We start from the raw sequence: 24560 nt of genomic DNA, 5'->3' as shown, positions 1-24560 counted from the left end.
TCAATCCAAAAATCTAAAAAAAAAGTAACCTAAACAACAAATAATTACTTTTCTTTTTCGGAGCGTTGTTTGTGGTATAATTCCTTGTAGTAACCATCAGTATTTATAAGGGTTTCGTGGTTCCCTGACTCTATAACTTTCCCGTCTTCTAAAATAATAATTTGATCAGCATTTTTCGCTGATGATATACGGTGACTTACAATAATTGTTGTCTTGTTTTTTGTCAGCTTAACAAGGTTATTTAATATCTTTTCTTCAGTTTCTGTATCAACCGCAGAAAGGCAATCATCAAATAATAAAATCTCTGGTTTTTTAATAATAGCTCTTGCAATAGATACACGCTGTTTTTGTCCTCCAGAAAGTGTAATTCCACGTTCACCTAATACGGTGTCGTAACCTCTATTGAAACCAATAATGTTTTTATGAACTTTAGCATTTGTTGCAGCGGCAATTACTTCTTCGTCAGTCGCATCTTCTTTACCAAACTTAATATTATTCTTTATAGTATCTGAAAACAAGAATGCATCTTGAGGTACATAACCTATACTTTCTCTTAAACTGAAGAGATTTAAGTCAGCTATGTTTTTATTATCAATTAAAAGAGCACCTTTATTAATATCATACAAACGACCAATTAAGTCTAAAATAGTAGATTTTCCTGAACCTGTTTTTCCTAAAATGGCTAATGTTTGTCCCGATTTTAATGTGAAACTGATGTCTTTTAATGCTTCTATATTTGTGTCTTGATAGGTAAAGGATACATTTTTAAATTCAATATCACCTTTAATAGGTGTTAAAGCAGTAGTTGTGTTTTTTATATCTGGTTCTGTATCTAAAAATTCGTTGATTCGTACTTGTGAAGCTTCGGCTTGTTGTACTAAAGAGGTTACCCAACCTACAGTTGCAACTGGCCAAGTTAGCATATTAACATATATAATAAATTCTGCAATAGTCCCTATTTTTTCAATTTCACCACTCATATATTGCATACCTCCTGCATAAATAACAATAAGGTTACTCACCCCAATTAATAATATCATCATTGGGAAAAATAAGGCCTGCACCTTTGTAAGACTAATTTGCTTCTGTCTGTTTTCTGAAGAAAGGTGTTCAAACTCGGCATTAGTTCTTGGTTCAATGCCATAAGATTTTATAACAGAAATTCCACTAAAAGTCTCCTGAGAATATGTAGATAACGTAGATAATGATTGTTGTACAATTGTACTACGTTTGTTAATTAAACGGCTTAACTTATAAATTACTACAGATAAAAAGGGTAGAGGTAGTAAGGTGTATAAAGTTAATGAAGGAGATCTATCCATCATATAAATGATTGCGATAACAAATAAAGTAATGGTGTTTATGGTATACATTATTGCAGGACCAACGTACATTCTAACTTTACCAACATCTTCACTAATTCGGTTCATTAAATCTCCAGTCCTATTTGTTTTATAAAAATTTAAAGACAGAATTTGGTAATGCTTATAAATTTCATTTTTAAGATCAAATTCAACATGGCGAGACACATTAATTATCGTTTGACGCATTAAAAATGTAAATATTCCAGCTATAATAGCGGCTCCAATAAGGTAAATGGTGTAAATTGTTAAGTCACTTTTAAAAATTTCATCTGAAATTTTTCCATCTAATCGGTCAGAAACAATATTAATACAAGCTCCAATTAATCTTGGGGTAAATAAGGCAAATACCTTGGCTATAATGGTGATAATGATACCAATGATTAATCTATATCTGTATTTGTAGAAGTATTTGTTAAGGTGTTTAAGTGCTTTCATTCTATAGTTTAGTGGCTCAAAAGTATTACTAGAATTGTATTTAATAGTTAATGTTTTGCTAATCCTTTAATTATAATTTACTTTTGCAAGCTGTTTTTAGAAACTCTAAAGACACCCTAAATTTTAAGTGATATGACTTCAGAAATTATAACTTCAAAAGAACTCAAAAAAATAGATCCGGTTTTCGGACAGCATTCTTTTGATGATCATGAGCAAATTGTTTTTTGCAATGACAAAGATACTGGTTTAAAAGCTATAATTGGTATTCATAACACAGTTTTAGGGCCTGCTTTAGGGGGTACAAGAATGTGGAATTATGCTAATGAATGGGAAGCTTTAAATGATGTATTGCGTTTATCTCGTGGTATGACATTTAAATCAGCCATTACAGGTTTAAATCTTGGTGGTGGTAAAGCGGTCATTATAGGTGATGCTAAAATACAGAAAACACCAGAATTAATGAAACGCTTTGGTGAGTTTGTAAATTCATTAGGCGGACGTTATATAACAGCAGAAGATGTTGGTATGACGACCGAAGATATGGATACTGTAAGAGAAGTGACGCCTTATGTTACAGGAATTTCCGAAAGTAAAGGAGGAGCTGGTAATCCATCTCCAATTACAGCTTATGGTGTTTTTATGGGAATGAAAGCGGCATCTAAATTCCAATTTGGTTCAGATATTTTAGAAAATAAAAATGTTTTTGTACAAGGAATCGGTAATGTAGGTGAAGCTTTAGTAGAACATTTAGTTAACGAAGGTGCCAATGTTACAATCTCAGATATTAGCCAAGAGCGTTTAGAAGAAGTGCGCTCTAAATATGGTGTAAATATTTATGGAGGTAACGACATTTATAGTGAAGATATGGATATTTATGCGCCTTGTGCATTAGGAGCAACGATTAATGACGATACAATTCATAAACTAAAAGCAAAAGTAATTGCAGGTGCAGCAAATAATCAATTAGCTGAGGAAAACAAGCACGGTTTAATTTTGCAAGAACGTGGTATTGTTTACGCACCAGATTTCTTAATAAACGCAGGTGGGATTATCAATGTTTATGCAGAATTAGAAAATTACGGAAGACAGGAAATAATGCGTAAAACAGAAAACATCTATAATACAACATTAGAAATTTTAGATAACGCCAAAGTGAATAATTTAACAACAAATGATGCCGCGTTAAACATCGCTAGAGAACGTATTGCGACTAGAAAGAGAGAAAACTTAAAATAGTCAAGATTAAATTCTAATATAAAAATTAAATAATAGTATTTTTGCAGGGTGAACTTTAAGTAGTTCACCTTTTTTTAATAATCAAAAAAATAAAGTAAGTTCTTACACATGCTAAACAGAAGACACATCAGAATTAAAGTTATGCAATCTATGTATGCTTTTAAAGGTACCGAAAGTGATGATTTAATAAAAGAACAAAAGTTTTTATTACACAGTCTAGATAACATGTACGATTTGTACCTATCGCTTTTAGCTTTATTAACCGAACTGCATAAAAAGAGTAAGAACCATAACGAGAAACTACAAAATAAACTCTTAGGTACTGCTGCAGATAAAAATCCAGATTTAAAATTTCAGGAGAATCAACTTCTTAATTGTATTAGTAGTAATACAATGCTGAAGGATGTTATTTCTAGTCATAAATTAAATTTTTGGGATTTAGAATTTGAATATGTTGATATTCTTTTTAAAGAAATTTTAAAAAGTGATATTTACAAAGCGTATACAGAAGAAGAAGAACCTAATTTTAAGAGAGACAAACAATTTGTTTTAGATATTTTTACTGAAATTATAGCACCAAATGAAAAGCTTTTTGACTTTTTTGAAGACAAAAAATTAACTTGGGTAGATGATTTACCAGTTGTAAATACAGCGATGCTAAAAGTTTTACGAAAATTAAAATTAACGTCACCAGAAACAGCTTTATTACCAGAGTTGTATAAAGATGAAGAGGATAAAGATTTTGCGATAGAGTTATTTAAAAAGACTTTTCTAAATAATTCTAAGTTTGCAGAAGAAATCAATGGGAAAACAACGAATTGGGATTCCGATCGTTTAGCAAGTTTAGATGGAGTGTTATTAAAAATGGCGCTTTGCGAATTTCAGAAATTTCCATCAATTCCACATAAAGTTACGATCAACGAATATTTAGAAATCGCAAAAGAATATTCTACTCCAAAGAGTAGTTATTTTATTAACGGTATTTTAGATAAAGTTGTAAAGGAATATCAGGCTGAGAATATTCATGTAAAAACAGGAAGAGGCTTAATGTAGTTTTAATTGGCCCTTTTCTATATCTAAAATAGAGTAAAGGTCATTAAATAATGATCATGCATTATGTTATCTATGATAATTTAGTCCTTTTTTGAAGCAGGTTATTTCTTACAAATATTGTGTTAACAAAGGACTAAAAATTTTAATACCTTAAAATAATCATTAACTTCGCTAGCTGTATATTAACTATCAAATATAAAATAAATAATGAAAAAAGTAATTTTAGGATTAAGTGCTTTATGTATGTTGGCTTTTTCATCTTGTAAGGATGATGCTGCTAGTAAAGTTAAAAACGAAAATGTTGCTGTTGCAGCAGAAAGAGATGCTAACGCTGGTGATTTTGCAGTGCTTACTTTAGATAAGACAGAGCATGATTTTGGAAACATTGTTAACGGAACTCCTGTTGAAACTATTTTTAAGTATACTAATACAGGAAACTCTATGTTAGTTGTAAGTGATATTAAAAGTACTTGTGGATGTACTGTACCTTCAAATTTTACTAAAGAAGTACAGCCAGGTGAAACGGGTCAATTTACTGTGAAATTTAATGGTAGAGGTAATGGTAAAGTAACAAAATCTTTAACTATGACCGCTAACACAGAAAAAGGTAAAATACCAGTTAGAATTACTGCTATGATTAGTGCTGATCCTAATGCTCCTGCAAAAGCAACAAAGACAGCAACAAGCAAGGTTAATCCTTTAGCTATTGATAATGCTGCAGCAACAAGAAAATCTTCTACGCAACCAGGTCACGAAGGTCATAACCACGATTAATAATTTTACATATAATAATTCCAAATGGACGCAATAGGATCATTTTTACCGTTTATCGCTATTTTTGCAGTGATGTATTTCTTTATGATTGCACCACAAATGAAACGCTCTAAACAAGAGAAAAAATTTGCTAGCGAATTAAAGCGTGGCGATCGTGTTATCACAAAAAGTGGTATGCACGGAAAAGTTGTAGAGTTGAATGAAAAAGATAGTAGCTGTGTTATTGAAACATTAGCTGGTAAAATTAAATTTGACCGTTCTGCAATTTCTATGGAAATGAGTAATAAATTAAATGCACCAGCTGTTGTAAAATAAGCCTACTGTATTGATTACAAATATTAGAAAAGCCATTCATTAATTTGAATGGCTTTTTTTTAGGTTGTTTAATGTGTAGATTTATAATGTATTTTTATTTAATATAAAAAAACAGGCTAAGCAAAAAAATGTCCTAACCTGCTCTCCCTCGATTAATAGCACTCTAAATATTTTCTTTTAAGTTTGGTCTTCTATTTCATACTGCTAAATTATATATTTTATTAAAAGGTAACAATGCGTAGGTCTACGTAGTGTTTAATAAAATGGCTTTATATTGACTAAGTGATAATCCAATATTTTGTTTAAATAGCAATTCAATATTATGAGAATTTGGATAACGTTTTTGAAATTGAAGTAGTAATTTATCTTCGGTTGTAGAGTTTAAATGAATTATAATATTGTCTAATACCGTAGGTGTAATTGTTTTTAATTTAGCACACGATAGATAAATTAAAAAAGCACTTGTTTTTTTAAGTCATTGTGATTTTGTGTCTTATTAAATAGCCGACATAAGTTGGTCTGCACTTAACAATATAATATGTCACTTTTTCTTTTGAGGTAAGTAATAAAGGGCTTATAAGAGGTTTATAGTATAATATAGTATTTACTTTTTCTGATTTTAAAACGATGTAACTATAGCCGTCTGGTTTTATAATATATATCTATTTAGCATTTCAATAGAAAAAATGTTTAAGATCCAGCAATTAATAGGTGTGTAATAATTGTGTATAGGAGCGATAATATAGTATGGTTAGCGGTTCCTTAAAACTATTATTTATTGAGCAATAGTAGCATACGTAGGTCTACGTATTAAGTATATTTGGATGTTTTTTTAGCCAAACAAAGAGTGCATTTTGGTTAGTGGTATCTATTTCTAATTTTTTAATAATATTACTGCGGTGTTTTTCAACGGTACGTCTAGATATAAATAATTCCTCTGCGATTTGAGTGCTGTTTAAGTTTTTGTCTAAATACTTTAAAATTTTAATTTCGGTCGTACTAAGTTTTTCAAAGTTAGGATCGGTATGACTACCAAAATGTATACTACTTTTTAATTTTTTACTAACATAATTAATGTTGTTATCTATGCTTTCTAAGCAGGCTTCCAATTCTTGTAAAGCACTGTCTTTTGTGATATATCCATGTATAGATCGCCCTACTTCCTTTAAGATAGACTCTTGTTTATGTAAGGTTAAAATGATAACTTTTGTGTTTATTTTATTGTATTTAATTTGGTATGCTATTTCTAAACCGTTCATTTTAGGCATATCAAAATCTAAAATAGCAATATCTGGCTTTAACTTTACAATTTTATTGTAAGCGGTGTTACCATCCGTAGCTGTAGCGATAACTTTAAACCATTTTTTTTCTAAAAATTCTTTAGTTCCGTTTAATAATAAAGGGTGATCATCTGCAAGTATAATAGAGGTTGGCATAACTTATTTTTTAAGAACTTTTATTTGAATGGTTGTTCCTTTTCCTTTAATAGAATCAATACTCAATTGCGCTCCAATAAGCTGTGCACGCTCTTTTATGGTTTTCATACCTAAACTATTAAGTAATTCAGTATTTTCGGTGAGATCAAAACCAATACCATTATCCTTTATTTGGAATAGAACCACATTCTTTAAATCCTCTACACTTATAGCACAAGCTTTTGCTTCTGAATGTTTTTCAACATTATTTAAGCATTCTTGTAGCATTCTATAAATAAAAATTTCATTGTCTTTAGGGATATTTAAAGTCTCAATATCTATATTTTCAGAATAAAAAATGTCTGAATTTTTCTGAAAGTTGGATACCGTATTTTTTATTGAATTTATTAAGCCTAGCTTTTCAAATTGAAAAGGGTGTAACTGTTGGGATATAGTTCTAACTTCATTAATAGCTCCATCGACCAAAGATGTATCGTTATTGCTTTCGTTTTCTAGAAAGATTTTGTTTTTAATGAGTAATAAGCTTTGGCCAACACTATCATGAAGTTCACTAGAGATGCGCTTACGTTCTGCTTCAACACTATGTACTAAATCTTGAGCAAAAGCTTTTTGAAGCTGAACATTCTTTTGAGTATACTTTTTAGAGCGCCATAAATAAACAATGGAAAATAAGGCTAGTAAAAGCATGATGCTTCCCCAAAATAATTCTGCTTTATGCTTGTTTTGTAAGTCTAAAAGTTCAATCTCATTCTTTTGGTTCTTAATTTTGTCATCACGTTTATTAGTTTCATAAAGGGTTTGATAATAGCTTAAAGCATTATTTTTTTGGACAGATTTTAAGGAGTCTTCAATTTTTTTTGCAGACTTTAAATGAGAATAAGCCTTACTGTATTCATTACGTTTTTCGTAAATCTTCGCTAAAAAAGCTTCTCCATCTTCTATATTTTCTATTTGATTAGAGGTTTTTACAATGTTAAGATATTTCAATCCCCAATTTAGTGCTTCATTGTAATCTTTTTCTGCAAAAGCTAAATACCCACAAGCTTTATAATATTTACTTTCATAAATACCTTCTATATTTTTTTTGTCTTTTATTAGTGTCTCAAAATAGGATTTGGCTTTAGCAATACTGTCGTTTTCTGCATAAGCGATAACTAATGAATGTAATAGTATAGGATTAAAATACTCAAAGTAGTTCGATTTTTTATTTACTGCAGCAGCCTTGTGTAAATGTTTTAACCGCTCTTTTTGTAGACCTTGTTTATTATTGTCTGCAGCGTAATTAGAATAAAGAGAGACGAGAAAACTATAATTTTTAGTGATTTTAGCTAAAGCAATGGCGTCATCACGCTCATGTTTTGCCTCTTTAATAAATCCATTAGTACTATATATAATAGATAACGCATTCTTTGAAGCAATAATGTTAAAGGTGTCTTTTACTGATGTGAAGATTCCCGATGCTTCTTGTATGTATTGGGATGCTTTTGCATATTCTGCTTCGTCGATGTAGGCATAGCCTTGGTTTAAAATAGCAAAGGCTTTTAAGCGGTCGTTACCTGCTTTTTCAGCATATAATTTAGCCTTGTTATAATAAGATATGGCAGTGTCTATTTCTTTTGTGGCATAAAAACTATCACCAGCATCTATATAAATGCCAGCCATATTTCTATCTGTAATATGATTTTTTAAGGTGTTAAAATAGGTATTGAATAGTGTAACACCTTTTGTGGGTTGCCCTAAAATATTATTGTGATAGTTAATAAGGTTTTGAATATTACGAGAGGCAATATTAAACGAATCTAATTGTATTGAATAATCTATAGTGACTCTAGAAATAGAGTCATAGCCTAATTTGGGATAATCAATAAGAAAATCGGTTACACTATCTAGTAATTTTAATTTTTTACCGCTGTTATTTTCGGTTTTTATAAGCGCTTTTAACGCCTCAACTTTATGTTGAGGCGTTGGGTCTTGCGCATAAGTAATGGAGTAAGTTAATAGTAAAAATACTATATATATAGTTTTCATTGATGTTATTTATAAAAACCTAAATTAGTGAAAATTTAGTCTTTAGAACCTTCAATCCATTTTTTAGCATTTACAAAAGCTTCTAGCCAAGGTGAAACTTCATCTTTTCTATCTTGTGGGTAATTGGCCCAGTTCCATTGAAAAATTGAACGTTCAATATGTGGCATAGTTGCTAAATGTCTTCCTGTTTTGTCACAAAGCATTGCAGTGTTAAAATCAGATCCATTTGGATTTGCAGGATATTCTGCATAACCATATTTAGCTACAATATTATATTTGTCTTCAGAATAAGGAAGCGTAAATTTTCCTTCTCCATGAGAAATCCAAACTCCTAAAGTAGCACCTTCTAAAGAAGAAAGCATAACTGAATTATTTTTCTGAATTTCTACAGATGTAAATCCACTTTCGTGTTTATGAGAATCATTATAAGTCAGTTTTCCATGAGTTTCATGCTCTGGGTTCACTAAATCTAATTCCATCCAAAGTTGTGCTCCATTACAAATTCCTACAGAAAGTGTATCTTCTCTTTTAAAGAAATCGTTGATCACTTTATTGGCTTTATCATTGTATTTAATGGCTCCGGCCCAACCTTTAGCAGAACCTAAAACATCCGAGTTACTAAAACCACCAACAGCTCCTAAAAACTGAATATCTTCTAATGTTTCACGACCAGAAATTAAGTCTGTCATATGAACATCTTTAACATCAAAACCTGCTAAATACATAGCGTTAGCCATTTCACGTTCAGAGTTAGATCCTTTTTCTCTTAAGATTGCCGCTTTAGGACGCGAATTGTCTGTAGTAAGCGCATCTTTTAATTTCCCTGTAAAATGAGATGGGAATTTAAAATCTAACGCTTGATTCTTATAGTTGTCAAAACGATCTTGTGCTAAATTATTAGCCGTTTGTTTTTGATCTAATAAGAAAGACGTTTTAAACCAAACATCTCTTAGTTCTGTAACATTAAAAGAGAAGTCGTCTTCGCTATTTTTAATCGTTACAATTCCTGACGTATTAGCTTCACCTATATTAAAAAATTCAATATTATTTTCTGATAAAACAGTTTCTACAGAAGCATCTGCTTGAAAAACAATTCCTGAATTTTCTGAGAATAAAACTTTAATAGAATCTTCTTCATTTAAAGATTTAATATTTAAATCTGCACCTAAATTAACATCTGCAAAACACATTTCTAATAAGGTTGTAATTAAACCTCCAGAAGCCACATCGTGTCCTGCTTTAATCTTATCTGCTTTAATTAAGTCTTGAATGGTATTAAATGTATTTTTTACAAAATCTGTATTTGTAACATCAGGAGTTTCATTTCCAATAGCATTTAATGCTTGGTTAAAAGAACTTCCTCCTAATTTAAAGTCATCTTGAGAAATATTGATGTAGTAAATATTTCCACCATCAATTTGTAAAACAGGTTCTACAACCTTAGTGATTTCATTACAGTTTCCTGCAGCAGAAATAATAACAGTTCCTGGAGAAATTACGTCTCCATCTGTATATTTCTGTTTCATAGATAAAGAATCTTTTCCTGTTGGGATATTAATTCCTAAACCAATAGAAAATTCTGAAACCGCTTTTACAGCTTTATATAAACGGGCATCTTCACCTTCATTTTTACAAGGCCACATCCAGTTTGCAGATAAAGAAACAGAATGTAAATTATCTTTTAAAGGTGCCCATATTAGGTTGGTTAAAGATTCTGTTATAGCATTTCTACTTCCTGCTTCTGGATTAATTAGTGCAGAAATAGGCGCATGCCCAATAGACGTTGCAACACCTTCTTTACCATTATAATCTAAAGCCATTACGCCAACGTTATTTAACGGAATTTGTAATGGGCCAACACATTGTTGCTTGGCAACTTTACCACCAACACAACGGTCTACTTTATTTGTTAACCAATCTTTACACGCAACAGCCTCAAGTTGTAAAACTTGTTTTAGATAGATTTCTAAATTTTTCGTTTTGTAACGTGGGTTTTTATATTTTCTGATAACAGTTTTATCTGTCATTATTGTTTTAGGAGATGAACCAAACATATCTTCTAAAGCTAAATCCATAGGTTTTTCACCTGTAGAATTAGATTCAAAAGTAAAGCGGTCATTTTCTGTAACTTCACCAACATCATAAATAGGAGAACGTTCTCTGTCAGCTATTTTATGTAAAGTTTCTAAATGTTGTTCACCAATAACTAATCCCATACGTTCTTGAGATTCATTACCAATAATTTCTTTAGCCGATAGGGTAGGGTCACCAACAGGAAGTTTGTCTAAATCAATTTTTCCACCTGTATCTTCAACAAGTTCAGATAAACAGTTAAGATGTCCACCAGCACCGTGATCGTGAATAGAAACAATAAAGTTTTCTTCACTTTCTACCATGCCACGAACCGCATTTGCAGCACGTTTTTGCATTTCTGGGTTAGAACGTTGTACTGCATTTAATTCAATTCCTGATGCAAATTCGCCTGTATCAGCAGAAGAAACAGCTGCGCCTCCCATACCAATTCTGTAGTTGTCACCACCTAGGATTACAATTTTATCTCCTTTTTTAGGAACATCTTTTATCGCCTGATCTGCTTTTCCGTAGCCAATACCACCCGCTTGCATAATCACTTTATCGTATCCTAATTTTCTTGCCGGAGAATCACTTACTGAAGCATTTTCTTGGTGCTCAAAAGTTAATACAGAACCTGTAATTAAAGGTTGTCCAAATTTGTTTCCAAAATCAGATGCTCCATTAGAGGCTTTTATTAAAATATCCATTGGTGTTTGATACAGCCATTCTCTAGCTTCAAATTTATTTTCCCAATGTCTGTTTTCTTCTAAACGAGAGTAAGAAGTCATGTAAACAGCGGTTCCTGCTAAAGGTAAAGAACCTTTTCCGCCAGCAAGTCTATCTCTAATTTCTCCACCAGAACCTGTTGCAGCTCCGTTAAAAGGCTCAACAGTTGTTGGAAAGTTATGTGTTTCTGCTTTTAATGAAATTACAGATTCATAATCTTTAGTTTCATAAAAATCGGGTTTATCTGCCGTTTTAGGTGCAAATTGCTCCACTTTAGGACCTTTTATAAAAGCAACATTATCTTTATATGCTGAAACAATATCGTTTGGAAATTGTTTAGATGTTTCCTTTATTAATTTGAATAATGAAGTTGGCATTTCTTCTCCATCAATTACAAAAGTTCCGTTGAATATTTTATGCCGACAATGTTCTGAGTTAACTTGAGAAAATCCAAAAACTTCAGAATCGGTTAATGGTCGATCTATTTTTTTAGAAACACTTTCTAAATATTCTACTTCTTCATCACTAAGCGATAAACCTTCTTGTTGATTGTAAGCCGAAATATCTTCAATATTTAAAATGGCTTCAGGTTGAATGTCAATTTTAAAAATACCTTGATTTAAACTCTTGTATTTTTCAGAAATCATAGGATCGTAATCCTTGTAATCTTCAACAACTGAAGTAAATTCTTCAATTCTTAAGATATCTGAAATACCCATATTCTGAGTGATTTCTACAGCATTTGTACTCCAAGGTGTAATCATCGCAGCTCTTGGTCCAACAAAAAAAGCATCGAGTGATGCTTGTTCTATTTTTGATTGGTCGCCAAATAACCATGTCAGTTTAGATATAGTTTCTGTTGATAATTCTTTTGTTGCTTGAACAGCAAAAACCTTACTGCTTTGGTTCCCGAAGAAATGAATCATTTATGTATTGTATTTGAGTTGTGTTTAATAAAAAGCAAATTTACTTTTTTTCTACGTGATTTAACATATAATATTCTAAGGAAAAAAGGGAGTTATTCACGATGTTTTAAACATAAAAAAAATGAACGAGCGTTGGTAAGTAAAAACAACGCATGTTCATTTATAAGGAATTGTATTTTTTATAGCTGTATTAGGTTTTGTGTTTAATTCTTTTTAAAAGTAATGCTGCCATATTCAGACTCTATGAGCACTAAATTCTCAGTGTTTTGATCACCATAATATCCGAGGTATTGTTTCCCAATATTGCCAGTGTTTTTTTCTTTATATGTAAAACCTTCAGGTTCTCTAAAGGACCCAAAGTCAATTCCAATATTGAAATTGAATTTGCAATCAGTTTCAAACCCAATTGTTATTCCTGTAAATTCAGAATTTATATCTACAGTCTTAGTTTTTGATACCAAACGGTCAATTTTTATAGAACCATAATCAGATCTAATTTTAACAGTTTTAAAGACAGTACCCAATCGTAAAGCTAAATAATCTCCATTACCATCTAAATTGTTAATGTTGTCAATTTTTACTGAACCATAATCACATTCGTAAACTACATTTTCAGCGATTTCAATTACAGAAGTTGTGTAATCGGCTTCTAGATTTAAATCTTTGGCTTTGGCGACGGTAAATTCGCTATAATCAGCTTCAATTGTTCCGTTGTTTATAAATTCAAAATAGCTGTTTTTAGTATAACTCAATCGTATTGTATTATCCTTACCCATCAATTCCTTGGTGGTTACTTTTCCATAATCACATTTTATATAAGCATTGCCTTCAATTCTATCTAGATTAATATAACCATAATCATTAAAGAGCTTTACGTTGTTTGTAATAGGCATTTTAACTAAATAGTTAATTTCTATATTTACATTATTACTTAATTTTTTGTTCCACCAAGACGTATCATAACTGTTGCCGCCAATTGAAGAAATTGCTGTAACTTTATGAGGTGCAGATTGCCAAGCAACATCTAATTCGTTCAATCTTTCGTTAACCTTGTTTTCATTATTACCACTTACTTTAATGGTGACTTGGATATCAATGCGGTTTTCGTCCCAAGTAATAATATCAATGTTCCCATATCTGCTGGTGATATTAAATGTAGCATCAGCATTTACATTAAATGATTTTTTTAAGGTTTTCTGTTTTTCGTGTTTTGCCACTTTAGGTTTCCCGTTTGTTGCTAACATAACTGTTGGTAGCAGTAGTAAAAAGAAAAAGAACTTATATAATGTTTTCATTTGAGTTGGATTTGAATTGTTTAACGGTTTCAATTTGTTCTAATACGGTATTTAAAATATCTATTCTATTTTGAAAGTTGGTAATCATTGCATAAATAACACGTTGGTTTTTTCCACTTTCTGTTAAATCTATTTTTAATTTTTTATAATCTTTTTCAAGTATTTGAATTTGTACCAAAGCATCTGTAATAATTTGTTCAGTTAAGGGAGAACGCTCTTTGTTTAATTTCTTTAATTCATTTTCAATAGTAACTGTAAAAAAGTCTTGTGTTTCAGACATTTCAGGTGATACGCTGGCTAAGTCTAAAGTTTCAGGTTGGTTTGGTAATGCTGTAAACAATCCGAAACAAATTACTATAGTTGCTGCAATTGCTAAAAAAGGTTTCCAGTTAAAACGAGATCGCTTTTTAATTTCAGTTGAATTGGAATTATGTGCTTTCAACTTTTCTAAAAATCTATGCTCATGATGGTTTTGAGGAGTTTCAATATTAAATTGATCCTTCAAATTATCAAATAAGCTTTCCAAATTATCTTTTTTCATAATTAATTCAATACTAATTTCTTGCGTAAACTCTCTTTTGCTCTAGAGATCATTGTTCTGCAATTGGCATATGTAATATCCATTATTTCGCAGATTTCTTCGTAATCGTAACCTTCAATTAAATGTAATGTTAGGCTTAAACTGTAATTAGATTTTAGCGTTTTCATAACATCTAAAATCTGTTTTGCTTTTTCGTTTATGGGTTCACTTTCAACAATACCCATATCATCTTCTACTTTATAAATCACAGTATCTAATGGTACTTCGTTTTGTTTTATAGTTTTGTTGTAATAGCTAATACTATTGTTTATCACGATTCGTTTCAACCATGAGCCAAACATATTAGCGTCTTCTAGCGTATTTAATTTTGTAAAAGCTGTTAAAAAAGATTCTTGCATTATGTCTTCAGCCTTAAAAGAATCTTTTATAATTCTGAGGGCTGTGTTATACATTGCTTTGTTATATCTGTTATAAATTTCCAACTGTGCACGTTGGTTTCCAGATTGACAAAGCTGTAATAACTGTTCGATATTTTGATTGGTTGATGTCAAAAAACAATTGCTTTTACTTATAGATGGTTACTTTTTTAAAGTGTTACAGTTTATTTTTAAATATTTTAATATCTGATCTCGTCAGTTCGATTATATTATGAAATTTTCAAAATCTAACATCAAGATGGCTAAGTAGAACTTCAGCAAAAATTCTCAAAAACATTTACTTAATTACTCTTCAATATTAATTTATCCGATTATCATTGTATCAATTCATTCAAAGTGACAATTTTATTTCTAATTTAAAACCTTTTTTGTCAATCAAAGGTAATGGCATAACAATTGAATTTAGAGTAGTGTGAATAACTTTAGATATCTTATAATGTTTTGATATTCAGTATGAAGTTAATTTTTAATACATTTAAAAGCATGTTATTCTGTGTGTAATAATGACAGAATGACTTAAATATATATATGGGAAAATCAAATTTTTTAAACTTAGACAATCTGTCATTTCAGGATTTTGATGAGAATTCAGAGTTAATTCCATTGATGACTCCAGAAGATGAAGAATTAATAAATAACGAATCTTTACCAAATTCTTTACCAATTTTGCCGTTGAGAAATACGGTTTTATTTCCAGGAGTTGTTATTCCGATTACAGCGGGAAGAGATGCATCTATAAAATTAATTAATGATGCTAATAAAGGTGGAAAAGTTATAGGGGTTGTGTCTCAGATTGATGAATCTGTAGAAAATCCTACAGCAAAAGATATTTATAAAACGGGTACTGTTGCACGTATCTTAAAAGTTTTAAAAATGCCTGATGGTAACACAACAGTTGTTATTCAGGGTAAAAAACGTTTTGAGATTAACGAAGTTATTTCAGAAAAACCATATTTAACAGCTACAATTTCTGATATTGAAGAAGCTAAACCGGCAAAAGATAACGAGGAATTTAAAGCGATTATAGATTCTATTAAAGATTTGTCTTTAGAGATTATAAAGGAAAGTCCAAATATTCCTTCGGAAGCTAGTTTTGCTATTAAAAATATTGAAAGTGATTCATTCTTAGTCAACTTTGTGTCGTCTAACATGAACCTCAATGTAGAGGAGAAGCAAGAGCTGTTAAAGATTAATGATCTTAAAGAACGTGCGCTTCAAACTTTGAAATTCATGAATCTTGAATTTCAGAAGTTAGAACTTAAAAACGATATTCAGTCTAAGGTTCAAAGTGATATGAACCAACAGCAACGCGAATATTTCTTACACCAACAAATGAAAACGATCCAAGAGGAGTTGGGTGGAGGTGTGTCTGCAGGTGAAGAAATTGAAGAAATGAAAACACGTGCTAAGAAAAAGAAGTGGGACGATAAAGTAAAAGCGCATTTTGAAAAAGAATTAGCAAAAATGCAACGTATGAATCCTCAGGTTGCAGAATATTCTATTCAACGTAATTATTTAGATCTATTTTTAGATTTACCTTGGAATGAGTTTAGCAAGGATAAATTTGATTTAAAACGTGCCGAAAAAATATTAAACCGTGACCATTTCGGACTTGAAGATGTTAAGAAAAGAATCATCGAGTATTTAGCAGTATTAAAACTTCGTAATGATATGAAGTCTCCAATTATATGTCTTTACGGACCTCCAGGTGTTGGTAAAACATCTTTAGGTAAATCTGTTGCAGAAGCATTGGGTAGAGAATATGTGAGAATTTCACTAGGTGGTTTACGTGATGAAGCAGAAATTCGTGGTCATAGAAAAACCTATATTGGTGCAATGCCAGGACGAATTATTCAGAGTTTGAAAAAAGCAAAAACATCAAACCCTGTATTTGTATTAGATGAAATAGATAAACTTTCTACAGGAAGTCAAGGCGATCCATCTTCTGCTATGTTAGAGGTTTTAGATCCTGAGCAAAACAGTGAATTTTACGACAATTTCTTAGAAATGGGGTATGATTTATCTAAGGTGATGTTCATTGCGACTTCTAATAGCATGAATACCATTCAACCTGCATTAAGAGACCGTATGGAAATCATTAATGTAACAGGTTATACTATTGAAGAAAAAGTTGAAATTGCAAAAAGACATTTATTACCAAAGCAATTAACAGAGCATGGTTTAGATAGCTCTTCTTTAAAAATAGCAAAACCACAACTCGAAAAAATAGTTGAAGGTTATACACGAGAATCAGGAGTAAGAGGGTTAGAGAAGCAAATTGCAAAAATGGTGCGTTATGCTGCTAAAAATATTGCAATGGAAGAAGAATATAATATTAAAATTTCTAATGAAGATATTATAGAAATCTTAGGTAGTCCTAGAATGGAGCGCGATAAATATGAAAATAATGATGTTGCTGGAGTTGTAACAGGTTTAGCTTGGACAAGTGTTGGTGGTGATATTTTATTTATAGAATCTATTTTGTCTAAAGGAAAAGGAACTTTATCTATCACAGGTAATTTAGGTAAAGTAATGAAGGAGTCTGCAACAATTGCTATGGAATACATTAAAGCAAATGCTGAAGAATTTGGAATAAACCCTGAGATTTTTAGTAAGTATAATGTTCATATTCACGTGCCAGAAGGAGCAACTCCTAAAGATGGACCTAGTGCAGGTGTAACAATGTTAACGTCTTTAGTTTCTTTATTTACACAACGTAAAGTGAAAAAGAGCTTAGCCATGACAGGTGAAATTACTTTGAGAGGTAAAGTATTGCCTGTAGGTGGAATTAAAGAAAAAATATTAGCAGCAAAACGTGCGCGTATTAAAGAAATTTTACTTTGTGAAGATAACCGAAGAGATATCGAAGAAATTAAACAAGAATATCTAAAAGGTTTAACATTTCATTATGTAAAAGACATGAGTGATGTTTTAAAACTTGCGTTAACAAAACAGAAAGTAGAAAATGCAAAAAAGCTTTAAACTAATCGTAACATTTTTAATCAATCTTATAGCTTGCGTACAAGTTATTGCTCAAGAAGAAACAAATTTTAAAGATGTTATATTAGATGGTGAACCAGCAATATTTGATGTAGTTACAGGAGAAATTACTGTCGTAAAACTAGAAAATATTGTTTCAGGTACTAAAATAGATTCTGTTAATACATCGTCGATTTACACTAAAAAATCAGGCGTAAATGAAATTTTAGATTCAAATATTGTAGAATTTCATAGTGTAAAAGAAGGAGAGACTTTGTTAGATTTATCTAAAAAATATAAAGTCTCTCTAACAGAATTAATGCGTGCCAATAAACTAGAAACCACATTAATTGATGTGGGACAAAAGCTTTGGGTTAAAAATTTAGATTTTCAACTTTACCCAATAAAGGAAGCAGTAGTAAAAGAAAAAAGTGCAGCGAGTTCTTTAGGGAATTTAACTTCAAATTTTTATATTGTAAAATCAGGAAATACTTTATATGGTATATCTAATCAATTCCATTTAAGCGTACAAAAGTTAAAACGCATAAATAATTTAAACTCTAATCTTATACGTGTTGGTAAAAAACTTCGTGTTAAAAGTTTAGAAATTAAAAATCAAACTAAAAATAATCCTGTTTATGTAGTTAAAAGAGGAGATAATTTATATCGTATTGCTCTTAATAATGGAATTACTGTAAAGATTATTAAAGAATTAAACGGTTTGACTAGTGATTTAATAATTATTGGACAAAAATTGAAATTAAATTAGAAAAGAACAGCTTTCAAAAAATAAAAAAATCATCTCATCGTTTTAAGATAGATTTAGTTATTTTGCAAAATCTATGATTAAAAGGATTTCCATTTTACTTTGTATGCTTATAGCTCTGCCTGCATTCGCGCAATTAGGAGGCGAAGCTACATACCAATTTTTAAATTTGGTATCCTCGCCTAGGCAAGCAGCTTTAGGAGGTAAGATAATTACAAACTTTGATGATGATGTTACAGAAGCACTTTACAATCCTGCTTCTATTAATTATAAAATGAGTAATCAGTTAGCTGTAAATTACTCGAGTTACTTGGGTGACATAAGTTACGGAACTGCAGCTTACGCATACACTTGGGATAGGCACGTACAGACGTTTCATATTGGTGTTACCTATATTAATTACGGTTCGTTTGATGGTTATGATGTTGATGGAAATTCAACAGGAACATTCAGTGGTAATGAAACAGCCATTTCTGCAGGCTATAATTATAACATTCCATACACAGATTTTTATGTTGGTGCCAATGTTAAAATTATTACTTCGGCATTAGAACAGTATAATTCAGTTGGAGGCGCAATAGATTTTGGAGGGATGTATATAAATGAAAAACTAGATTTTCATGCTGCATTAACCATTAGGAATATAGGAACTCAGTTTTCTACCTATGCAGGCGAAAAAGAACCTTTGCCGTTAGAAGTTAATTTTGGGATGTCTCAAACTTTAGAAAATGTACCAATACGTTGGCATCTTACTTTAGAGAATTTACAAAAATGGCCAATAGCAGTTTCAAATCCAGCAAGAGCTACAACAGATTTAGAAGGTAATCAAACCCAAGAGAAAGTTAGTTTTATTAGTGAAGGATTACGACATCTTATTTTAGGAGCAGAATTATTTCCTGAAGGAGGTTTCAATGTTAGATTAGGCTATAACTTTAGACGTGCAGAAGAATTACGAATTGTAGACCAAAGAAACTTCTCAGGTCTTTCAGTTGGTATAGGAATTAAATTAAACAAAATGCGATTTAGTTATACGCATGCGAGATATAGTGGCGCTTCAAATACAAGTTTCTTTGGGCTTCAAATAGATTTAGATAGTCGAAGACGATAAATTAAATGATACAATAATGAGTAAAATTATCATTGCTATAGATGGTTTTTCATCTACAGGAAAAAGTACAGTAGCTAAACAATTAGCAAAAAAACTGAACTATATTTATGTAGATACAGGTGCGATGTATAGAGCGGTAGCATATTTTGCTTTAGAAAACGAATATATCGGTGAAGGTTTCTTTAAAGAGGAAGCTTTAATAGGGAGTTTAGAACAGATAAATATTACTTTTAAGTTTAATGAAACCTTAGCCTTTGCTGAAGTTTATTTAAACGGAAAGAATATTGAATCAGATATTAGAACACTTAAAGTTTCAAAATATGTAAGTCCAGTAGCTACATTATCTGAAGTGAGAAGTAAGTTGGTAGAGCAACAACAAATCATGGGAAAAGATAAAGGTATTGTAATGGATGGACGTGATATTGGAACTGTTGTTTTTCCTGAAGCCGAATTAAAAATATTTATGACTGCATCAGCAGAAACCAGAGCAACACGTCGTTATAAAGAATTATTAGAGCGTGGTCATGATTTAAGTTATGAAGATGTGCTTGAAAATGTAACAACAAGAGATCATATAGATTCTACAAGAGAAGATTCTCCTTTGGTAAAAGCGGAAGATGCTATTGAAATTGATAATTCATATTTAACAATAGAAGAACAATTAGCTTCTATTAGTGAAATGGCTAATCAATTAATTTTAAAATAAAAAAAAGCAACTTATCTCATTACATTTAGTAATTGATAAGTCGCTTTTCTTTTTAGAATGCTTTATTCCTATTATAAATTAGGAATAATTAATTCTTGACCAGGATGAATTACATCAGGATTCTTTAAAATATCAGTATTTGCCTCAAATATTTTTTGATATTTAGCTGGCTGACCATAATATTGCTTAGCAATTTTCCCTAAAGTTTCACCAGAAGTTACAGTATGTCTTGCGAAAACTGATTCATCTTCAACTTTAATATCTGCTACGATATCTGCTGGGTTATCACCACCAATTTCTTTAATCTTATCCCAAATTAAGTTTTTGTCATAAGGCGTTGCTGCTGTTCCCCAAACTTTTAATTTTCCGTCAGCTTCTTCAACTTTACCTTCTTTAATGTTTAATTTTTCTCCTAAGTCAAGAACATCTTGATATTTTGCTTTTACCATAATAGTATGTAGTTTAAATTGTTATAATGTTTATATGTAAATATACCAATTATTAATGAATTAAAATTTAGAACTATAAGTCATAAACAGGTATCTTATTAATTAAGACACACTAATTAAAATAAAGTCACATAATTTAGTGTTTGGTTTTCAGAATAATAAGTAGTACTTTTGCACTCCTTTTTAGCGAATACAAGAAAGTAAGGAAAGGGATAAAAACAAATTTAATAATAACTTCTGTAAATTTTTCGCAAATCTTTCAAAAGATACAGAATACAAATTTTTATTCAGAACAAATGTCTGAAAAAGAAACAAACCAAGCTGAAGTTGAAGCAACTGAAGCAGCAGCTCCAGTAATCTCTGAAGCACAAGCAAACCCAGAAAAATTCTTAAAAGAATTCGATTGGCACAATTACGAAGAAGGAATTGAGCAAGTAGCGGATACTAAATTAGAAGAGTTCGAAAAATTAGTATCAGAAAATTTCGTTGACACTTTAGATGACGAAGTAGTAGAAGGTACTGTAATTACTATCACTGACCGTGATGCTATTATTGATATTAACGCAAAATCTGAAGGTGTAATTTCACTTAACGAATTCCGTTACAATCCTAACTTAGCTGTAGGTGATAAAGTAGAAGTATTAATTGATGTGCGTGAAGATGCAACTGGTCAATTAGTATTATCGCACAGAAAAGCGCGTGTTATTAAAGCATGGGAACGTGTAAATAACGCACATGATACTGGCGAAATCGTAAACGGTTTTGTAAAATGCAGAACTAAAGGTGGTATGATCGTTGACGTATTTGGTATTGAAGCATTCTTACCAGGTTCTCAAATTGATGTGAAGCCTATTAGAGATTACGATCAGTATGTAAACAAAACTATGGAGTTTAAAGTTGTGAAAATCAACCACGAATTCAAGAATATAGTTGTTTCTCATAAAGCGTTAATCGAAGCTGATATCGAAGAACAAAAGAAAGAAATCATTGGTCAACTAGAAAAAGGACAAGTATTAGAAGGTATTGTAAAAAATATTACTTCTTATGGTGTGTTTATCGATCTTGGTGGTGTAGATGGTTTAGTTCACATTACAGATTTATCTTGGTCTCGTATCAACCATCCAAATGAGATTGTTGAGTTAGATCAGAAATTAAATGTTGTAATCCTTGATTTTGATGAAAACAAATCAAGAATCCAATTAGGTCTTAAACAATTATCTAAACATCCTTGGGAAGCTTTAGGAGAAACTGTAAAAGTTGGAGATAAAGTAAAAGGTAAAGTTGTTGTAATCGCTGATTACGGTGCTTTTGTTGAAGTAGAAGAAGGTGTAGAAGGATTAGTTCACGTAAGTGAAATGTCTTGGTCAACTCATTTACGTTCAGCTCAAGATTTCGTATCTGTAGGAGATGAAATCGATGCTGTTATCTTAACTTTAGATAGAGAAGACAGAAAAATGTCTCTTGGTATTAAGCAATTAACACCAGATCCATGGACTGATATCACTACTAAGTATCCTGTAGGTTCTAAGCATTCAGGTATTGTACGTAACTTTACAAACTTTGGTGTTTTTGTTGAATTAGAAGAAGGAATTGACGGGTTAATTTATATCTCTGATTTATCTTGGACTAAGAAAATTAAGCATCCATCAGAATTCTGTAACGTAGGTGATACTTTAGATGTTGTTGTATTAGAATTAGATGTTGAAGGTCGTAAATTATCTTTAGGTCATAAACAAACTGAGGAAAACCCTTGGGATAAATATGAAACTGAATATGCTTTAGGTACAACTCACAAAGCTGCGATCACTGAGATGGTAGATAAAGGAGCAACAATTGATTTTAACGAAGATATCGTTGCATTTGTACCAGCACGTCATTTAGAGAAAGAAGACGGTTCTAAACTTGTTAAAGGTGAAGAAACTGAATTCAAGATCATTGAATTTAATAAAGAATTCAAACGTGTTGTAGCATCTCATACTGCTCTATTTAGAGAAGAAGAAGCTAAAATTGTTAAGCAAGCTGTAAGAAAAGCAGAAGCTCAAGCAGCTGAATCTAAACCAACTTTAGGTGATGCAAATGATGCTTTACAAGCTCTTAAAGATAAAATGGACGGGAAAAAATAATCCCAAATTCTTATAACATAAGAATTTCATTAATCTATTATATTAAGCCTCTCGATTTTCGAGAGGCTTTTTTTTGTTTAAATTCTAACTTTTCAAATAATTCTTTGTGAATCTTTCAGTACATCTTTGTTACTCAAGGTAACAGTAATAAACAACGAAACACATTAAAATAACTATTGTAAATAATTTTTTTTAGCTTAACTTTGTTAACCAACAATGCTTGGAAATTATATGAGTCAGAAAGTACTACTTAACTCTAAAGAAGTCAATATTACCCTTCACAGATTGGCTTGTCAACTCATTGAAAATCATGATGATTTTTCTGAAACAGTATTAATTGGTATTCAACCAAGAGGGAAGTTTTTAGCCGATCGTTTAGCAAAAATGCTAACCGAAGAGTACAAGATTAAGAATATTCAACTTGGACATTTAGATATTACATTTTTTAGAGACGACTTTAGAAGAGGGGATAAACCTTTAGAAGCTAATACCACTATCATTAATTTTATAGTAGAAGATAAAAATGTAGTCTTTATTGATGATGTTTTATATACCGGTAGAAGTATAAGGTCTGCACTGACAGCCATTCAGTCTTTTGGAAGACCTAAGGATATTGAGTTATTAACTCTTATAGATAGACGTTTTAGTAGACATTTACCTATTCAACCTAATTATAAAGGACAACAAGTAGATGCCATTGATAATCAGAAAGTGATTGTTAAATGGGCAGAAAACGAAGGAGAAGATGCTGTTTATTTAGTAGATAAATAGATCACATTGAACTCGAAAATAAAAATATAAACAATTAGGTAGTGATTTCAGGGTGAATACTGAATACTGCCAACTGAAGACTTAAAAAGATGAGCGAATTAAGTGTGAATCACTTATTAGGAATTAAATATCTTAAGAAACAAGATATCGACCTTATTTTTGAAACTGCAGATCAGTTTAAAGAAGTGATTAATAGACCTATTAAAAAGGTACCTTCACTTAGAGATATAACGATTGCAAATCTGTTTTTTGAAAATTCTACACGTACAAAGTTATCATTTGAACTTGCTGAAAAAAGATTATCAGCAGATGTTATTAATTTTTCGGCATCTCAATCTTCAGTTAAAAAAGGTGAAACTTTAATCGATACTGTAAATAATATTTTATCAATGAAGGTAGATATGGTTGTGATGCGTCACCCAAATCCTGGTGCAGGAGTCTTTCTTTCAAAACATGTAAATGCAAGTATTATTAATGCCGGTGATGGAGCACATGAACATCCTACACAAGCCTTGTTAGATTCTTACTCAATAAGAGAAACATTAGGAAGTGTTAAAGGTAAAAATGTAGTAATTGTCGGAGATATATTACATAGTAGAGTTGCGCTTTCAAATATATATGCATTGCAATTACAAGGTGCTAATGTTATGGTTTGTGGACCAAAAACGTTAATTCCTAAGTACATTAAAGATTTAGGTGTTAAGGTAGAAACCAATCTAAGAAAAGCTTTACAGTGGTGCGATGTTGCTAATATGCTTAGAGTTCAGAATGAGCGAATGGATATTAGTTATTTTCCTTCTACTAGAGAATATACACAACAATTTGGCGTTAATAAACAGCTATTAGATAGTTTAGATAAAGAGATTGTGATTATGCACCCAGGACCCATAAATAGAGGTGTAGAAATAACAAGTGATGTAGCAGATTCTAAGCAAGCCATTATTTTAAATCAAGTAGAAAATGGAGTAGCGGTTAGGATGGCAGCTATTTATCTTTTAGCATCTAAAATAAAACAATAG

Annotated in this window: 19 protein-coding genes; 11 read left to right on the top strand and 8 right to left on the bottom strand. The window is 31.1% G+C overall.

Annotated features, from left to right (window positions below):
* Positions 1-44 precede the first annotated feature (44 nt).
* Complete coding sequence (locus H0I32_RS02235) at positions 45-1799, bottom strand: ABC transporter ATP-binding protein (protein WP_173586937.1); 1755 nt, start codon at positions 1797-1799, stop codon at positions 45-47.
* Between the two features lie 132 nt (positions 1800-1931).
* Between H0I32_RS02235 and H0I32_RS02230 the strand changes: the two genes are divergently transcribed.
* The 4 genes from H0I32_RS02230 (at position 1932) to yajC (ending at position 5177) form a co-directional block, all read left to right on the top strand.
* A complete protein-coding gene (locus H0I32_RS02230) occupies positions 1932-3035 on the top strand; it encodes a Glu/Leu/Phe/Val family dehydrogenase (RefSeq protein WP_173586938.1) in 1104 nt (367 codons plus the stop codon).
* Between the two features lie 108 nt (positions 3036-3143).
* A complete protein-coding gene (nusB, locus tag H0I32_RS02225) occupies positions 3144-4088 on the top strand; it encodes a transcription antitermination factor NusB (protein WP_246293611.1) in 945 nt (314 codons plus the stop codon).
* 207 nt (positions 4089-4295) lie between these two features.
* Complete coding sequence (locus H0I32_RS02220; protein ID WP_179313931.1) at positions 4296-4862, top strand: DUF1573 domain-containing protein; 567 nt, start codon at positions 4296-4298, stop codon at positions 4860-4862.
* A 24-nt stretch (positions 4863-4886) separates the two neighbouring features.
* A complete protein-coding gene (gene yajC / locus H0I32_RS02215; protein ID WP_179313930.1) occupies positions 4887-5177 on the top strand; it encodes a preprotein translocase subunit YajC in 291 nt (96 codons plus the stop codon).
* Positions 5178-5980: 803 nt separating this feature from the next.
* On the opposite strand, the gene H0I32_RS02210 is transcribed toward yajC, so the two are convergent.
* The 6 genes from H0I32_RS02210 to H0I32_RS02185 form a co-directional block, all read right to left on the bottom strand.
* A complete protein-coding gene (locus H0I32_RS02210; RefSeq protein WP_179313929.1) occupies positions 5981-6613 on the bottom strand; it encodes a response regulator in 633 nt (210 codons plus the stop codon).
* A gap of 3 nt (positions 6614-6616) precedes the next feature.
* On the bottom strand, positions 6617-8641 hold the full coding sequence (locus H0I32_RS02205; RefSeq protein WP_179313928.1) for a sensor histidine kinase: 2025 nt from the start codon (positions 8639-8641) through the stop codon (positions 6617-6619).
* A gap of 35 nt (positions 8642-8676) precedes the next feature.
* Positions 8677-12366, bottom strand: coding sequence for a phosphoribosylformylglycinamidine synthase (gene purL / locus H0I32_RS02200; protein WP_173586943.1), 3690 nt, complete (start codon positions 12364-12366; stop codon positions 8677-8679).
* Positions 12367-12569: 203 nt separating this feature from the next.
* On the bottom strand, positions 12570-13661 hold the full coding sequence (locus tag H0I32_RS02195) for a hypothetical protein (RefSeq protein WP_179313927.1): 1092 nt from the start codon (positions 13659-13661) through the stop codon (positions 12570-12572).
* The gene (locus H0I32_RS02190; RefSeq protein WP_173586945.1) at positions 13645-14202 is read right to left on the bottom strand and encodes a hypothetical protein; all 558 of its coding nucleotides are present in this window, start codon (positions 14200-14202) and stop codon (positions 13645-13647) included. The genes H0I32_RS02195 and H0I32_RS02190 overlap by 17 nt, the downstream gene beginning before the upstream one ends.
* A gap of 2 nt (positions 14203-14204) precedes the next feature.
* Complete coding sequence (locus tag H0I32_RS02185) at positions 14205-14753, bottom strand: RNA polymerase sigma factor (protein WP_173586946.1); 549 nt, start codon at positions 14751-14753, stop codon at positions 14205-14207.
* 414 nt (positions 14754-15167) lie between these two features.
* Here H0I32_RS02185 and lon point away from each other — a divergent pair, with 414 nt between their 5' ends.
* The 4 genes from lon to cmk all read left to right on the top strand — a co-directional run bounded on the left by lon (position 15168) and on the right by cmk (position 20198).
* Positions 15168-17621, top strand: coding sequence for an endopeptidase La (gene lon / locus H0I32_RS02180; RefSeq protein WP_179313926.1), 2454 nt, complete (start codon positions 15168-15170; stop codon positions 17619-17621).
* Positions 17605-18387, top strand: coding sequence for a LysM peptidoglycan-binding domain-containing protein (locus H0I32_RS02175; RefSeq protein ID WP_179313925.1), 783 nt, complete (start codon positions 17605-17607; stop codon positions 18385-18387). The genes lon and H0I32_RS02175 overlap by 17 nt, the downstream gene beginning before the upstream one ends.
* A 73-nt stretch (positions 18388-18460) precedes the next feature.
* Positions 18461-19492: a type IX secretion system protein PorQ gene (porQ, locus tag H0I32_RS02170; protein ID WP_173586949.1), complete on the top strand. Its 1032-nt coding sequence runs from the start codon at positions 18461-18463 to the stop codon at positions 19490-19492.
* Between the two features lie 16 nt (positions 19493-19508).
* A complete protein-coding gene (gene cmk / locus H0I32_RS02165; protein ID WP_179313924.1) occupies positions 19509-20198 on the top strand; it encodes a (d)CMP kinase in 690 nt (229 codons plus the stop codon).
* Between the two features lie 71 nt (positions 20199-20269).
* On the opposite strand, the gene H0I32_RS02160 is transcribed toward cmk, so the two are convergent.
* Positions 20270-20647: a LysM peptidoglycan-binding domain-containing protein gene (locus H0I32_RS02160; protein WP_173586951.1), complete on the bottom strand. Its 378-nt coding sequence runs from the start codon at positions 20645-20647 to the stop codon at positions 20270-20272.
* Positions 20648-20943: 296 nt separating this feature from the next.
* On the opposite strand from H0I32_RS02160, the gene rpsA reads away from it, so the two are divergent.
* From rpsA to H0I32_RS02145, 3 genes are all read left to right on the top strand, one after another.
* Positions 20944-22770 (top strand): 30S ribosomal protein S1, encoded by a 1827-nt coding sequence (gene rpsA / locus H0I32_RS02155; RefSeq protein ID WP_173586952.1) that lies wholly within the window; start codon positions 20944-20946, stop codon positions 22768-22770.
* A gap of 231 nt (positions 22771-23001) precedes the next feature.
* The gene (gene pyrR, locus H0I32_RS02150; protein WP_173586953.1) at positions 23002-23541 is read left to right on the top strand and encodes a bifunctional pyr operon transcriptional regulator/uracil phosphoribosyltransferase PyrR; all 540 of its coding nucleotides are present in this window, start codon (positions 23002-23004) and stop codon (positions 23539-23541) included.
* A gap of 89 nt (positions 23542-23630) precedes the next feature.
* Positions 23631-24560: an aspartate carbamoyltransferase catalytic subunit gene (locus H0I32_RS02145; RefSeq protein WP_173586954.1), complete on the top strand. Its 930-nt coding sequence runs from the start codon at positions 23631-23633 to the stop codon at positions 24558-24560.

It is taken from the genome of Winogradskyella sp. HaHa_3_26, from assembly GCF_019278425.1.
Lineage (GTDB): Bacteria > Bacteroidota > Bacteroidia > Flavobacteriales > Flavobacteriaceae > Winogradskyella > Winogradskyella undariae.
This window is presented reverse-complemented; position numbering and strand designations above follow the sequence as displayed.

Excerpts from the sequence above, each read along its gene's own strand:
- porQ (WP_173586949.1), top strand. The coding sequence starts at position 18,461 with ATGATTAAAAGGATTTCCATTTTACTTTGTATGCTTATAGCTCTGCCT.
- H0I32_RS02195 (WP_179313927.1), bottom strand. The coding sequence starts at position 13,661 with ATGAAAACATTATATAAGTTCTTTTTCTTTTTACTACTGCTACCAACA.
- H0I32_RS02230 (WP_173586938.1), top strand. The coding sequence starts at position 1,932 with ATGACTTCAGAAATTATAACTTCAAAAGAACTCAAAAAAATAGATCCG.
- H0I32_RS02235 (WP_173586937.1), bottom strand. The coding sequence starts at position 1,799 with ATGAAAGCACTTAAACACCTTAACAAATACTTCTACAAATACAGATAT.
- H0I32_RS02175 (WP_179313925.1), top strand. The coding sequence starts at position 17,605 with ATGCAAAAAAGCTTTAAACTAATCGTAACATTTTTAATCAATCTTATA.
- yajC (WP_179313930.1), top strand. The coding sequence starts at position 4,887 with ATGGACGCAATAGGATCATTTTTACCGTTTATCGCTATTTTTGCAGTG.
- H0I32_RS02210 (WP_179313929.1), bottom strand. The coding sequence starts at position 6,613 with ATGCCAACCTCTATTATACTTGCAGATGATCACCCTTTATTATTAAAC.
- H0I32_RS02160 (WP_173586951.1), bottom strand. The coding sequence starts at position 20,647 with ATGGTAAAAGCAAAATATCAAGATGTTCTTGACTTAGGAGAAAAATTA.
- H0I32_RS02145 (WP_173586954.1), top strand. The coding sequence starts at position 23,631 with ATGAGCGAATTAAGTGTGAATCACTTATTAGGAATTAAATATCTTAAG.
- H0I32_RS02190 (WP_173586945.1), bottom strand. The coding sequence starts at position 14,202 with ATGAAAAAAGATAATTTGGAAAGCTTATTTGATAATTTGAAGGATCAA.
- nusB (WP_246293611.1), top strand. The coding sequence starts at position 3,144 with ATGCTAAACAGAAGACACATCAGAATTAAAGTTATGCAATCTATGTAT.
- lon (WP_179313926.1), top strand. The coding sequence starts at position 15,168 with ATGGGAAAATCAAATTTTTTAAACTTAGACAATCTGTCATTTCAGGAT.
- purL (WP_173586943.1), bottom strand. The coding sequence starts at position 12,366 with ATGATTCATTTCTTCGGGAACCAAAGCAGTAAGGTTTTTGCTGTTCAA.
- cmk (WP_179313924.1), top strand. The coding sequence starts at position 19,509 with ATGAGTAAAATTATCATTGCTATAGATGGTTTTTCATCTACAGGAAAA.
- rpsA (WP_173586952.1), top strand. The coding sequence starts at position 20,944 with ATGTCTGAAAAAGAAACAAACCAAGCTGAAGTTGAAGCAACTGAAGCA.
- H0I32_RS02205 (WP_179313928.1), bottom strand. The coding sequence starts at position 8,641 with ATGAAAACTATATATATAGTATTTTTACTATTAACTTACTCCATTACT.
- pyrR (WP_173586953.1), top strand. The coding sequence starts at position 23,002 with ATGAGTCAGAAAGTACTACTTAACTCTAAAGAAGTCAATATTACCCTT.
- H0I32_RS02220 (WP_179313931.1), top strand. The coding sequence starts at position 4,296 with ATGAAAAAAGTAATTTTAGGATTAAGTGCTTTATGTATGTTGGCTTTT.